Annotated in this window: 9 protein-coding genes, 1 tRNA gene and 1 pseudogene; 4 read left to right on the top strand and 7 right to left on the bottom strand. The window is 63.7% G+C overall.

Annotated elements, in window-relative coordinates:
• The first annotated feature begins 21 nt into the window (after positions 1 to 21).
• Positions 22 to 708 carry an IclR family transcriptional regulator gene (locus HMPREF2690_RS11015; protein ID WP_070450053.1) on the top strand — a complete coding sequence of 229 codons (687 nt, stop codon included), beginning with the start codon at positions 22 to 24 and terminating at the stop codon, positions 706 to 708.
• Positions 709 to 782: 74 nt separating this feature from the next.
• On the opposite strand, the pseudogene HMPREF2690_RS11800 reads toward HMPREF2690_RS11015, so the two are convergent.
• A pseudogene (locus HMPREF2690_RS11800) lies at positions 783 to 1,138 on the bottom strand (diaminopimelate decarboxylase); the annotation flags it as partial.
• Positions 1,139 to 1,289: 151 nt separating this feature from the next.
• On the opposite strand from HMPREF2690_RS11800, the gene HMPREF2690_RS11005 reads away from it, so the two are divergent.
• Together HMPREF2690_RS11005 and HMPREF2690_RS11000 are read left to right on the top strand one after the other, a co-directional pair.
• Positions 1,290 to 3,881: a YhgE/Pip domain-containing protein gene (locus tag HMPREF2690_RS11005; RefSeq protein WP_168167300.1), complete on the top strand. Its 2,592-nt coding sequence runs from the start codon at positions 1,290 to 1,292 to the stop codon at positions 3,879 to 3,881.
• Complete coding sequence (locus tag HMPREF2690_RS11000) at positions 3,878 to 6,067, top strand: YhgE/Pip domain-containing protein (protein WP_070820899.1); 2,190 nt, start codon at positions 3,878 to 3,880, stop codon at positions 6,065 to 6,067. The genes HMPREF2690_RS11005 and HMPREF2690_RS11000 overlap by 4 nt, the downstream gene beginning before the upstream one ends.
• A gap of 85 nt (positions 6,068 to 6,152) precedes the next feature.
• Here the strand turns inward: HMPREF2690_RS11000 and HMPREF2690_RS10995 are convergent, their stop codons facing one another.
• Positions 6,153 to 7,847, bottom strand: a complete 1,695-nt coding sequence (locus HMPREF2690_RS10995; RefSeq protein ID WP_070820898.1) for an alkaline phosphatase D family protein — start codon at positions 7,845 to 7,847, stop codon at positions 6,153 to 6,155.
• 136 nt (positions 7,848 to 7,983) lie between these two features.
• Here HMPREF2690_RS10995 and HMPREF2690_RS10990 point away from each other — a divergent pair, with 136 nt between their 5' ends.
• Positions 7,984 to 9,762 (top strand): purple acid phosphatase family protein, encoded by a 1,779-nt coding sequence (locus HMPREF2690_RS10990; protein ID WP_141761247.1) that lies wholly within the window; start codon positions 7,984 to 7,986, stop codon positions 9,760 to 9,762.
• 3 nt (positions 9,763 to 9,765) lie between these two features.
• Here HMPREF2690_RS10990 and HMPREF2690_RS10985 read toward each other — a convergent pair whose 3' ends face one another.
• The 5 genes from HMPREF2690_RS10985 to HMPREF2690_RS10965 form a co-directional block, all read right to left on the bottom strand.
• Positions 9,766 to 11,190, bottom strand: a complete 1,425-nt coding sequence (locus HMPREF2690_RS10985) for an FAD/NAD(P)-binding protein (RefSeq protein WP_070820896.1) — start codon at positions 11,188 to 11,190, stop codon at positions 9,766 to 9,768.
• Positions 11,191 to 11,310: 120 nt separating this feature from the next.
• Complete coding sequence (locus HMPREF2690_RS10980) at positions 11,311 to 11,889, bottom strand: HD domain-containing protein (protein WP_070820895.1); 579 nt, start codon at positions 11,887 to 11,889, stop codon at positions 11,311 to 11,313.
• An 81-nt stretch (positions 11,890 to 11,970) separates the two neighbouring features.
• A complete protein-coding gene (locus tag HMPREF2690_RS10975; protein ID WP_070820894.1) occupies positions 11,971 to 12,792 on the bottom strand; it encodes a PhzF family phenazine biosynthesis protein in 822 nt (273 codons plus the stop codon).
• A gap of 63 nt (positions 12,793 to 12,855) precedes the next feature.
• Positions 12,856 to 12,928: transfer RNA gene (locus tag HMPREF2690_RS10970), tRNA-Glu, on the bottom strand.
• 77 nt (positions 12,929 to 13,005) lie between these two features.
• Positions 13,006 to 13,542, bottom strand: a 537-nt coding sequence (locus tag HMPREF2690_RS10965) for an alpha/beta hydrolase-fold protein (RefSeq protein ID WP_246818872.1), incomplete at its 5' end; no start/stop codon positions are given.

The raw sequence follows: 13,542 nt of genomic DNA, 5'->3' as shown, positions 1-13,542 counted from the left end.
TGAGATGCTAGGATTCGAACTGTGAGACAGTATAACGAAGGTTCCGGGATTAAAGTCCTCGACCGCGCAGTTGCCATCACACGCTCGGTTGGTGCGGGTGATAAAACACTCGCAGAACTTAGCGACGACACCGGCCTGCCACGCGCAACCGCCCACCGCATTGCCACTGCGCTGGAACTGCACCATGTGCTTTCCCGCAACGAACACGGCGAATGGACACTCGGCCCAGCACTGACCGGTCTTGCCACGGGGCTTCCCTCCGCGCTGCTTCCGGCAGCCGCGCCGGTTATGCGAGACCTGGTTGCACAGACCGGGGAATCCGCACAGCTTTACCAACTGACGGGATCGACCCGCACCTGCATCGCTGCCGAAGAACCGGAAAGCGGACTCCACAACGTAGTGCCGGTTGGCTCCAGGCTCACACTATCGGCCGGTTCTGCCGCCCGCGTGTTTGCTGCCCACTGCCCGATCGACTCCCCGTTTGATGCAGCGGACCTCGAACAGGTACGCAAGGTCGGCTACGCCGAGTCTGTCTCCGAGCGCGAGGTTGGCCTGGCGAGCGTGTCCACCCCGGTGTTCCAGCCCGACGGCACCTTAGTCGCGGTCCTGTCTGTGTCGGGTCCCGCCGAGCGCTTGAAGCCCTCCCCCGGCGCAACATGCGGCGAGGCGCTCAAGAACGCCACCGCTCGGCTGAGCGCCGAGCTCTAGCCGAGCTCCGGCCCGGCACTGGGGGCGCCAACGGGCGTCAGCGAACGTCGATGTCGTCCAAGCGCCTCGCGGGCCACACCGCGGGGGAAGCGGATCTTCCGCCGCAGGATCAGTTCGTCCTCGATGCAGTAGGCGCCGACCAAGAACGCCTCGATCTCCTCACTCGGCGGGGTCCGCTTGACCAGGTAGGGGTCGATGAGGAAGTTATCCGAGGTCGTGCGGCACCGGGTGCGGTTCATGGCTAGGCCAACAGGGGCACGCCGTCGGAACGCGTCTTGGTGAAGGCGACTTCGGCAAGGGTTAGCCCGCAGCCGTCGACAAGCGAGCGCCCCGGCTCAAGATACAGACGCAACCCGCGCTCGCGCAGCGCTTCTGCGACGCCGCCGGAGAGTACCTCGGTGAGCCACGCGCCGCGCGTCGGCTCCTGCCAGTCCCGGGCCGAGCACGCCGCGCTCGAGGGCGTCGGCGACGAGGGCGCGGGCTGTGCGGTCCTTGGCGCTACCGCCGGGGTTGAAGGACTCGAGTTTGGCCCAGACCCGGGGTGTTTCCCCCAACGCTCCATTCGAGGGTACGCTCGCCACGTGAGCAAGAGCGGGCAGATTCTTGGACGGGACATTCGTCGCCTGCTGCGCGTTCCCCGGGCCTTCATCATCATCGTCGGCGTGCTCATCACCCCCGCGCTCTACGCGTGGTTCAACATCAACGCCTTCTGGGACCCCTACGCCCACACCCAGAACATCCGCATCGCGGTGGTCAACAACGACCGCGGCGCCTCCGCCGAGCGCGTCGGCGAGGTCGACGTCGGCGAGCAGATCACCGAGCAGCTCAAGGCCAACGACAAGATCGGGTGGGTGTTTCTCCCCGAGGACGAGGCACGCGACGGTCTCATGCGCGGCGACTACTACGCCATGTTCCTCATCCCTCCCGAGTTCAGCGAGGACCTGCTGAGCCTCGTCAGCGGCACCTACACGCAGCCGGTGTTGGAGTACTACGTCAACGAGAAGAGCAACGGCGTCACCCCCTCGATTACCGACGCCGGCGCCTCCGCCGTCGACACGGCCGTGTCCGAGGCCTTCAAGAAGAAGGTCGGCGAGGCCGCGGCGACCGAGCTGCGCAACAAGGGGTTCGCGGCGCGCGATGACGCCGAGGAGGCCCGAGGCAAAGCCTCCGGGAGCTTCGGCCAGATCGCCGCCGACCTCGACGCCGCCCAGGGGCGGGTGGCCACGATGAAGCAGAGCATCAGCGGTGCGCGCCCGGTTGTCGCCGAGCTGAACACCCTCGTCGGCTCCGTCGACGACACCCTCCGGTCCGTGGACTCCTCTCTCGGCGAGGCCGAGGGGATCATCGCCGAGCTGCAGAAGTCCTCCGCCGGTTTCAGCGCCGACACATCGACCGCGCTCGTCGAGTCCACCAACGCGCTCAGCCTCGGCGCCGCCTCCGCCAACGCCTCCATCGCGGAGGCGACGGGCCAGCTCGGCACCGCCCAGGGGCGGGTGCGCTCCGCCGTCGGCGAGGTCGACGGCGTGGTCAAGCAGGGCGAATCCGCCGCCGCGCAGCTGCGCGCCATGTCGGCCGGGGCGGCCCTATCGCCTGAGGTCCGCGCTCAGCTCGACGCCGCGGCTAGCGCGCTGGAGGAGCGTACCGCCGCCTCCCACGCCGTCCTCGACGGCCTGAACAACGTGGACCGCAGCGCGAGCGCCGCGCTGGCGTCGATAGGCGAGCTCGGCGATTCCCTCGAGGCCACGGCCGCCGACTCCAACGCCGCAGCGCGCGACGCGAGCACGCAGCTCGGCGAGTCCGTGCCCGCGATCAACGCCTCGCTCGCGCAGGCCTCCGGCAGCGTCGCCTCCGTGCGCGGCGCGCTGAGCAGCCAGCGTGCCCTGCGCGAGGAAACGACCTCCCTGCTCGCCGGGGTGGACAACCAGCTCGCGGCCAGCCTCGGCATCCTCGACGAGGTCTCGGGCAACCTCGGCACGCTTGCCGACGGCGCCCGCGCCGCCCAGTCCGACATCAACGCCCTCCTGGCCACCTCCGACTCGGAGGCCCTCAACACTGTCACGAACCTCAACTCCGCGAAGATCGGCGAGTACATCTCCTCGCCCGTCACCGTCGAGCAGCAGGCCGTCTTCCCCTCGGAGAACTACGGCAGCTCCATGGCCTCCTTCTTCACCAACCTGGCCCTGTGGATCGGCGCGTTCGTGCTGACGATCATCTTCCGCGTCGAGGTCGACACCGAGGGCTTCCGCCGCCTCACCGTCGGCCAGGCCTACCTCGGTCGCTTCCTCCTCTTCGCCACGCTCTCGGTGCTCCAGGCCGTCGTGGTGACGCTCGGCAACGTGGCCTTCGGGGTGCAGATGCAGTCCGTCACGGCCTTTCTCGTCACCGCAATCGCCATCGGGGTTGCCTACACGGGGATCATCTACTCCATCGTCTCCGCGCTCGGCCACATTGGCCGCGGCATCGCCGTCTTCCTCGTCGTCATCCAGATCCCGGGCGCGTCGGGCCTCTACCCCATCGAGCTCATGCCCGACTTCTTCCGCCGCATCTACCCCTTCCTCCCCTTCCGCTACGGCATCGACGCGATGCGCGAGACCGTCGCCGGGTTCTACGGCCACCACTACCTCCGCTTCATGGCGGCGCTTCTCGCCATGTCCGCCGCGGCCTTCGCCCTGGGGTGGCTGTTCCGACTCACCTCCTCGCACGCCAACCTCCTGTTCAACCGCCAGCTCGCGCGCACGAACCTGATCACCAACGAGAAGGTGGAGGTCATGGGCTCGCCCTACCGCGCGTCCGACATCATGGCCGCCCTGTCGGACCGGGATGAGTTCCGCGGTGGCGTCGAGAAGCGGGCGCGGATGCTGCGGGAGAACTACCGCACCCTCATTTTCGGCGGGATCGGCGCGGGCGTTGTCGGCATCGCCATCATCACCCTGCTCACCATGCTCCTGCCCACCGACAAGACGATCATGCTGGCCATCGTCGTCGCCTGGTCGCTGCTGGTCGTCCTCTACCTCGGCGCGGTGGAGTACTTCACGCAGAGCCTCGTCGACGCCGAACAGGTCTCGCGCCTCGGCGAGGCCGAGCTGCGCGACGCCGTAATCCACCGCCACGACTCCGCCGGCACCAGCGTCACCATCGGGCCCGCGGATGCCGAAAGCGAGGACACCAAGTGAGAACCGTCTTCTCCATCGCCTACAACGACCTGCGCCGTCTCTACACCAACGTCATGGCGGGCATCGTCATGGTCGGCCTCATCGCCATCCCCTGCCTCTTCGCCTGGTTCAACGTGCTGGCCACGTGGAACCCCTTCGCCAACACAGAGCGCCTCGAGGTGGCGGTGGCCAACACCGACCGCGGCCACACGAGCGACCTCACCCCGCTGGCCGTCAACGTCGGCGACATGGTCCTCTCCCAGCTCTACCGCGACGACTCGATGGACTGGGTCATCACCGACGCCGACGATGCCATCGAGGGCGCGAAATCCGGCGAGTACTACGCCGCCATCGTCCTGCCGCCCACGCTGAGCGACGACATGTTCACCTTCTACGCCGGCGACGCCGAACCCAGCCGGATCGACCTCTACATCAACGAGAAGAAGAACCCCATCTCCCCGCTGCTCATCTCCAACGGCACGCAGGGCGTCAGCGCCCAGATTAGCGCGTCGTTCACCAGGGCCCTCTCCGAGGTGTCATTCGGGCTGATCGAGACGGCCTCGGACTTCTTCAACGAGGCGGAGACCAAGCAAGCACTCGACTCCATCGAGACGCGCACTGCCAGCGCCCGCGACCAGCTGCTCTCCAGCGCCAGCACCGTCGACGCGCTCGCCTCGCTCACCGAGTCGAGCGTGCCGCTCGTCGACAGCGCCGAGCGGATCTCCGGGGCGCTGGGCGACTCTCTCGGGCAGGTCCACCCCGTCGACCTCGGAGCCACCGGGGCGGGCCTCGGCGGAGACGGCGCGGCGCTTGCGGCGGCGCTGGGGGCGACGTCGGAAAGCTTCGCCGCAGTGAGCGACCGCGTCGACCAGCTGATGGCGGACTCCTCCGCCACCTCCCAGGCCACCGCCGCGAACCTGACGGACATCGCCGCGCGCATCGATGTCCAGGTGAAGCAGTACACGGCCCTGCGCGACACCATCAACGACCAAGTCGCCCCGGCGCTTCCCCCCGACGCCCAACCGGCGGTGCGCGCGGTGGTCGGCGACCTCAACGACGCTATCGCCCGCCAGACGGCCGTGCGCGACCGACTCAACGACGCCGCCGCGCGCCTCACCGCCGGGCAGGGCAGCCGGGACGGGAAGAACGCGGACCGGCAGGAGATCAAGGACTCGATCGCCCGGGCCCGCGAGGCGATGGACTCGGCCAAGAATTCCTACGACACCGGGATCCGCCCGCGCCTCGAGGCGCTGTCGGGCTCGCTGGACAACGTCCGGGCGAACGTCGACAAGGCCCGCTCGGACATGGACGGCGTCTCCTCTGCCCTGGCCAATCGGCCCGGCTCGCTGCGCGACACCCTCGCAGCCTCCGGTGCGGACCTGCGCGACACGGCGGAATCCCTGCGCGCCAACGCGGCGAGGATGCAGGAGGCGCAGCAGTCGATCGCGCAGGCGCGCTCGAGCGGGGACCTGACGAAGCTGGCCGACCTCGTCTCCAGCCACCCGGAGGAGCTCGCCGACGCCCTCGTCGACCCAGTCAAGGTGGAGCGCAAGGAGGTCTTCCCCCGCGTCAGCTTCGGCGCCGGCATGGCCCCGCTTTACACGGTGCTCGCCCTGTGGGTGGGCGCCCTGTTGACGTCGGTGGCCGTGCGCACGGACGATCGCTCCATCGAACAGAACGTGGTCGATCCCGACCGCCTCACCGCGGGCCAGAAGTACTTTGGCCGCTACCTGACGTTCGTGACCACCGGTCTGGCCCAATCCACGCTCCTCATGGCGGGGCTCATCGTCTACGTGGGCATCGAGCCCGCGCACCCCTTCCTCCTCTTCATGGCGGGGTGGGTCTCGAGCCTGGTCTTCCACCTGATCTGCTACACGCTGGTGCTCTCCCTGAGCAACGCCGGCAAGGCCGTCGGCGTGCTCATCCTGGTGCTCCAGGTCTCGGCGGCGGGCGGCGCCTACCCGCTGCAGCTGCTGCCGGGCTGGGCGCAGGCGATCAGCCCCTGGCTGCCCGCGACCTACTCGATCCGCGCTATGCGCGCCGCGGTCTTCGGCACCTACGGCTGGGACTTCTGGCGAGCCCTCGGCAGCCTCGTCCTCTTCGTGCTGCCTTTCCTCTTCCTCGGCCTCTGGCTGCGCCACCGGCTGCACCACGCGATCAGCCGCATGGACGAGGCGGTTGCTCAGACCAAGGTGATGATGTCCTAGCCGCGCCTACAGGTCGATGGTGCCGCGCACGCGCGCGGTCACCAGCCCGCCCACCCAGATGTCGCGGCCGTCGTCGATAAGCAGATTATGCTTCGACGAACCCCTCGCCGATGCGCCACTGGCGCTTCTCGCCCAAGCTGACGGAAGCGTCCGGGTCCTCCACGTCCGAGACCCGGTAGTAGAGCATGTCCACATAGTCATAGTGGATGCTTGCGATGCCGTAGCCATGGGCATCGAAATCGATGTGGTTGACCCAGGGATTGGCATCGCGGATGGTCTTCTCCACCAGCAGCGACGTCGAGTTGTCTTCCGGGTGGTACGTCCCAAACACTGTGGTGAGGATTTCATCCACATTTGGTGCAGAAATTGAGGTTGTCACCATCTCGCAGCCGATCTCACCAAAGCCCGACGGGGAGGCAATCGAGTTCGCCCACTCTGAGTGGATGTCGCCGGTCAGGAACAAGGCGTTCGACTCCTGCTCGTCCAGCATGGTGAGCAGGCGGTCACGCTCGGCCGCATAGCCATCCCACTGATCCGAGTTCACCGCAATACCGGTAGCGCGCTCCCTCATGTAGCCCGTTGCAATATTGGCCTTCTCGTTGTCCTTGATGGTGACAAAGCGCATGGGCGACACCATCACGGAGTTACCCAGCACATCCCAGCGTGCGGTGGACTGTTGGAGTTGTTCTGCCACCCAGGCAAACTGCTCGTCGCCAAGCATTGTGCGCTCATCTTTGGCAAAGTAGTCGCTGGTGGTTTCCTCGTCGCGGAAGGTTCGCAGATCCATCATCGTCAGCTGCGCGAGGTTGCCAAACTGGAAGCTGCGGTAGATGCCTGGAGCCTCAATGAGCGCACTGCGACGTACCGGGAGCCATTCGAAGTACGCCTGCATCGCCACTGCTTCGCGTTGCTTCCACTGCCCTTCAACCCGGCCGTCCGTGTGGTTTTCGGCTCCTTCGCGCCAGCTGTTGTTGGCTGACTCGTGGTCGTCCCACACCACAATCCAAGGGCACGCCGCATGGGCCGCCTGCAGGTTCAAGTCGGTGCGGTAGCGGCCGTAACGTTGGCGGTAATCCTCCAACGTGGTGATTTCCCACTCCGGATGGTGCATCCTGGCCACACCACTTTTGCCTACGTACTCGCCGGTTGGATACTCATAGATGTAATCGCCGAGGAACACCACGTGGTCGATTTCGCCCGCACGCGCGCGCTGAGCCATGTCAGCGTAGGCGCTAAAGAATCCGGACTCCCAGTTCGCACATGATGCGATTGCGAGATTGAGCGTATCCAGGTCAGCGTCTACGGCTGGCGCAGTCAACGTACGCCCCACCGGGGAGAAAGAACCTGCGTGCTCACCCGATTTCACGATGAAACGGTAGAAGTACTCCGTATCTGGATCGAGCCCGTCCGGATCGACGTGCACCGTGTGGTCGGATTCCGCACGCGCAATCGCGCTTCCTGTCTTTGGGTGAGTGAAGTCTTCAGTGGTGTCGATCTGCCATTCCAGCTCGACATCGTCGCCAAGACCTGAGCCTGGCAACGCCTCGCGCGAGGGTGTCACACGGGTCCACAACACCACGCGATCCGGCAACGGGTCTCCCGACGCAACCCCGTGCAAAAATGGCAAGTCCCACTGATCCGCTGGCGTTGGCACCTCAGGAGTTGAGACAGTGCTGCGGCGCGCAGCAACAGCACCGCCAGTACCCAGTGCTACGGCTGCGACAGACGCGGCAACGGTTTGGAGAAATATACGACGATTGACACGGGGTTTCGAGCTCATGACGCCCACTTTCAACCAGCTCACAGGCGCGCGCAACGAGGAAACCGCCAAGTTTCCAAAAATTCACCCACACTTCACTGAGGTGACGATCCGCTAGTAACCCGCTGTTAAAACAACGTGACTTGTGTGGGTGGACATGACTGTTTCGCTTTCCCGTGCCCCTCGTTCCATTCGTCGCACCGCAATTTCTACGGCTGTCGTCGTGTCCCTGTTCGGCTCTGCCACGACGGCCGTCGCTGCGGATGCCCCTGCAGGTGCAATCAACACCCGTATCAGCCGCATCGTCCTCGGCATCGGATCCGACGCGACGGAAGCGAACTTGGCCTGGCAGTCGAAGACCAGCGAGACACAGTTCCTGGAGTACTGGCCGACTGCTGATCCAGCCAACATCACGCGCGTGGAATCGCCCCGTGGCCCGTACAACTCGGCTGTCTTCTACCCGCACGAAGCGACGATGACCGGCCTCGAGCCTGACACGGAGTACGCCTACCGGGTTGGAAGCGATCGTCGTGGCTATAGCGAGCAACGCACCTTTACCACCGGCACCGACGGAGATTCCTGGAGCTTCCTCGCCATGGCCGATGCGCAAATCGGTGTAGATACGAAAATCGCCGAGCAGTCCGCCGCATGGAACAAAGCGGTCAATACCGCAACCGGTGAACACCCCGACTCCGCGTTCATCATGCACCTGGGCGACCAGGTTGAGGGCTGGGGTGCCCCGGTCAAGCAGCTTGAGGAGTTCACCGCGCCAGAAAAACTCCAGGAGTACCGCCTTGCCGTACTGAAGGGCAATCACGAGACATACACGCTCGACCGTCACTTCCAGGACACGTACTTCCTGCCCAACGAAGTTGATGACACCGCGAACTACTTCTTCAACTACAACAACGTCTTGTTCATCGGGTTGGACGGCAACCGCGCATCCAAGGCCGACATCGACGTCCACGCGAAGTTTGTCAACGAAACGATCGCCGCACATGGTGCCGACGCTGACTGGGTGATCGTCGGTATCCACCACGCACCGTTCTCCCAGGGCACGCACTACACCGACAAGGATGTCGTCGAACTACGCAACTCCTTGACCCCAAAGTTGTCCGAAGCCGGTGTGGACCTGGTGCTTAGCGGCCACGACCACATTTACACTCGCACGCATCTGATGAACGGTGTCGCCCCTGTCATTCCCGCTGGCGCATCGAAGTCCGGCGACATTCTTATTCCGGAAGACAACGAGGTCCTCTACGTCACCTCCACCACGGCAACGGGTGGCAAGTACTACGACTTCCAGGACGAAAACGGCACAACCCACCCGAATGTCCGCGAAGAAAACGTTACTGACCTGGCACACAAGTCCACCGCACGCTGGCGCCAAGACTACAACCCGGACTACACCAGCATTGACGTCTCGCCTGAGTCGCTAAAACTGACGACGTACAACATCAACACCCCGTACGTGGTGGATCAGGTCACTCTACTGAAGAAGGACGCCACACAGGAGGACGCCCCGCAGGAAGAAGCACCGACGACGACTGAAAAACCAAGCGCGACCACGACGAGCGCCGCGAAGCCGACCACGCTCACTTCGGTGTCCACGGTGACGTTGACGGAAACCTCGACGATTACGTCCCCATCTCCCACCGTTGTGGAAACCACCAAGGTTGTCCCCACGACGGTGAAGCAAACCGTCACGCCCACCACAGAGAAATCCGGCGCCGACACCGGGAACACTCCGTCTGAGAACGACGCCAACAACGGCTCTCACGAGACCACTGAAACCGACGCGTCCGGCTCCAGCACGACCGGCATCGTCCTGACGGTGTTGGGCATCCTGTTCGGCCTCATCGCTGCCATTGTTGCGGTGCTGGTCAACCTGAACCCTCAGTTCGTCCAAGACATCCGCCACAAGTACGGGATCTAAGGGCTACTCCGCTGCACGGGCACTGACACGCTCAGCCCACCGATAGATAATGTTCTGTTTATCTCGGCGCAGCGTGTCGTGGCCGAGGACCAACCCCTCGTTCATCCGCCCTGCAGCAGCAAGGTGCTTCTGCCCCACCAATGTGCCGTCTGGGTGGATGTGCAGGGCGCTAGTGTCTGCATAACGCATCCCGACACCACGCTCGACGAGATCCCCAATGAGAGTCCCGTCGACGACTCCGGCAGGTGCGTTCACGGCGTCAATCACGACTGTTGCGCCGACCTCCTTGGCCACTTCGGTCAAATCGTCTTCGCCACGGTTGAAGACGTCGGTGCGGATCCGGTTGTCGTCGATAAGCGCGAGCATCTCCACCGCCGATTCAACAGGTGGGCCGGTAGCAACGCGCCCGAGTGTGCTCATGAAATCGTCGAACTCGGAGCCGCCAAGCGATTCTCGGCCGCCGAAGGACGCGCGCTGGATGAGCGCATCCTCGGTGTCGCGAAACGCCAGCGCCACAGCAAGCGCCGACGTCCATGGTCTCTCCCCTTTTGCAGCAGCGACGGATGTGCGAAATTCCGTCACTGGATCCCCGGTGAAGTCCTCACCGTTGATCACCGCTTGAATATCCTCACGCGCACCTTCCCCACCGACGATCGCGAGGATGGCTTCTGCTGACTCCGTCAGAATTTCCTTGAGCTCTTCAAGCGACTGGCACTGCAGAATCGCCCGGTCAGCTTCCGCAATAACGGGTTGGGCCTGGCGCGATTGCTCCTCGTCGAGGTAGGCCTTGACCTCCATAAAACGGCCCGATCGGGTCACTGGGTAAAACACTTTCGCCTTTGCGTAGCGCACGACATCGATAAAGGTCAGCGCTGCTCCGCGCACGAGCGCGATGTCATCGGATGTGACCGAATCCAGATTGCTTGCCGGATACGCCGGGGCGATTACACGAAGATCCCCGAGATCCTGATGAGCAAGCGAGCCTGGCCAATCATGCGCGTGCCCTGTCACCATGAGTACTTCGTCGAACTGCTCGCCGTCCACTTCAACGCCATTTCCCACAGGGGTTACGTCCTGTACTCGAGTGATGCGGAAATCAAGCGTGCACTTTGCTGGCAAGTTCGTCCGCAAGGCTTCCCACGAAGCATCCAAGTGCTCGCCTACGCGTCGTCGTGGAGGGAACTGCCCTTCTAACTCGTCGTTTGGATCTAAGGGCCCCAGGTGGGTCTCCACAATGGATTTTGGGGCGTTGAGGATCCACTGCTCCGGAACCGAGGCACCAAACGCTCCTGGTGCTGAAATTTCTTCCATCGGTGTCTCGTTAAACACCGTAAGTTCGATGGCTGCTCCACGCTGCCCCGCACGATCAATGAGCTCTTCTGCAGCCCACAGCCCACGGGGGCCTGCTCCGATGATGGCAACTTTCATTTCCTACGCCCCTTTGCGGAGTACTCGTCGAGCGTTGCTGCTGCCCACTCGAAATCGGCACGGCGTATGCCGCGACGCGCGTCGCATTCGCCAAAAGGTACGCCGGACATGTGCCCCACCTTAGGCGGTGCGGGCTTCCAATCGCTCGACTTGGCGACGAAGCTCCGCACCTAACTGATTGCCCGGCAAGCGTTCCTGAACCACATCGCACACTGAGCGGTACCCCCACACCTGCCGCTCTACAGGCGAATTGAAGCGTCCCCAGAGGTCATCCCCGATTGTGTCGAGGTCGGCATGAATGGAAAGCAGGTTGTGCAGTTTGTCTGCCGCTGCGATGAGAACACTGCCTTCCTCGGCTTCGCAAAGATGCGCAAGGTATGCGTCGGCGCGCCCCTGCCAGCTGCCGATGCTGTCGTCTTTGGTCACGCCTCGGACGAGCTCGACGACGCGTTCGCCGAAATCCGCAGCCATCTGCTCTGCGCTGTATTCCTCGGGGACATCTTCGAAAATGTCGTGGAATAGTGCACCGATGAGAACGTCCTCGTCGTCGGTGACTTGAGAAACGAAGTGCATCACGCCAAACACGTGCGATACGTAGGGAATGTCGGTGCCTTTGCGCACGTCATTGCGGTGCGCAAATGCGGCGACGTTGATAGCCCGAATGATTCGCGGTGATACAACCGGAATGTGTTCTGCCATGTACGGCTCCTTTCTGTCGGGAAACACGTCCCACTGTAAAGATGCCGCCGACACGAAAGACGGAACATTCGAACACTGCTGCTAATCGACGACAATCTGTCCCCGCACCCGTACCGTCACCGCTCCACCAACCCAGATGTCAGAGCCGTCGTCACTGATGGTCACACGGCCGTCCCGGCCGAGCGCAGTACCTTGGGAGACCGAGTAAGTTGCCGGCACGTCCCCGCGCGATCGCAGCCACTGCGCCATCGCACCGTTCGCGCTACCCGTCACCGGGTCTTCAAACGTCGGAGTAAAAGCGCGTAACACATACGCCGGATCCGTCCCACCCGTGAGAGCGGCGAACGCAACCTTGAGGTCGCTCGATGCCGGTCGTTGTAACGCGCGAAGGGTTTCTACGCTATCCAGCAGTGCCAACCGCCAGCCCGGCCCGTTGTCGCCCCACGCGGCGTCAACGAGCGAACTCTCCCCCACCCCGAACACGTCGCAGATCTCTGCACGTTCGCATGCCGTAAGAGGTGCAGAATTCTTCAGCGGTGGGGTTGCGAACGCGAGCATCGAGTCGCTGATACGCACCTGCACATTGCCAACACCGCACTCTTGGACGACGCCGTCTGAGGCCTTCGGCGTGTTACCCAACTCCAGCCACGCACGCGCCGTGCCCAAGGTCGGGTGCCCTGCGAAGGCGTATTCCTCGGTTGGGGTGAAGATTCGGACCCGGTAGTCGGCCTCGTCGTTAGTAGGTTCGAGCAGAAACGTCGTCTCCGAGAAGTTCGTCCAAGCTGCGATCCGCTGCATCTGCTCAGTGGTCAGATGGTCCGCCCCGCAGATCACCGCGAGAGGGTTTCCCGTGTAGGCACCGGTTGAGAACACGTCGAGTTCGAAGAAACTAAGGGAAGTCACTGAACCTACGCTACCAATGCGAAAACCTCCGACCCGGAATCCGGATCGGAGGTTTTCTCCTTGTACCCCGTACGGGATTTGAACCCGTGTTACCGCCGTGAGAGGGCGACGTCCTAGGCCGCTAGACGAACGGGGCGCGCTCGCTTTTTGCGACTTGCTAACAATAAAGGAAACTTCCCAATATCAACAAATCAGCACGTCAGACGCTAAAAACTACTCCACACCAAGCGCTGGTCCGAGCGTGTCCCAACTTGCCACTAACTCACGTCGGAACAAGCCGAAGTTGTGCGTCCCTTCCTTGAACTCGTACCAATCCGGGTCGATGCCATTGCGTCGTGCCTCTGCGATGAAGTGCAGCGAACACGCATACGCGAGTTGCTCATCAGGCACAAGAAGTGGCTCGGGCGAATCGACGACCTCAACGTCAAGCTCCGACGGCAAACCACGTGAGGCCGACAGAAAAATCTTCTTCCCCTTGAGCCCCTGAACATTGCGCACGGGCGAGTGGGCGGCCCACGCCGGATCCCAGGAGCTGCCCCACATCTGTGCTGGGTCGCCCTTATTAATGCGCACGGTGCCGCTGGCGAAGGCCTGTCCGACAAGCCCAGTTGTCGACGGGCAGGAGGAATATGTTCCCGCAGCGACAAACCTGTCTTCCAAGGTGGCGATGTGCAGGGCTGGCCCACCGGACATCGAAAGGCCTGCGATGGCGTCGCGGCCGGTGCCGTGGAAGTGCTCGTCGATAAGCGG

The organism is Corynebacterium sp. HMSC034E11 (assembly GCF_001835905.1).
Taxonomy (GTDB): domain Bacteria; phylum Actinomycetota; class Actinomycetes; order Mycobacteriales; family Mycobacteriaceae; genus Corynebacterium; species Corynebacterium coyleae.
The sequence above is the reverse complement of the archived record's forward strand: the minus strand, read 5'-3'. Positions and strand labels throughout refer to the sequence as shown.

Coding starts and splice junctions, on each gene's coding strand:
- HMPREF2690_RS10995 (WP_070820898.1), bottom strand. CDS start 7,847: ATGAGCTCGAAACCCCGTGTCAATCGTCGTATATTTCTCCAAACCGTT.
- HMPREF2690_RS10990 (WP_141761247.1), top strand. CDS start 7,984: ATGACTGTTTCGCTTTCCCGTGCCCCTCGTTCCATTCGTCGCACCGCA.
- HMPREF2690_RS10985 (WP_070820896.1), bottom strand. CDS start 11,190: ATGAAAGTTGCCATCATCGGAGCAGGCCCCCGTGGGCTGTGGGCTGCA.
- HMPREF2690_RS10980 (WP_070820895.1), bottom strand. CDS start 11,889: ATGGCAGAACACATTCCGGTTGTATCACCGCGAATCATTCGGGCTATC.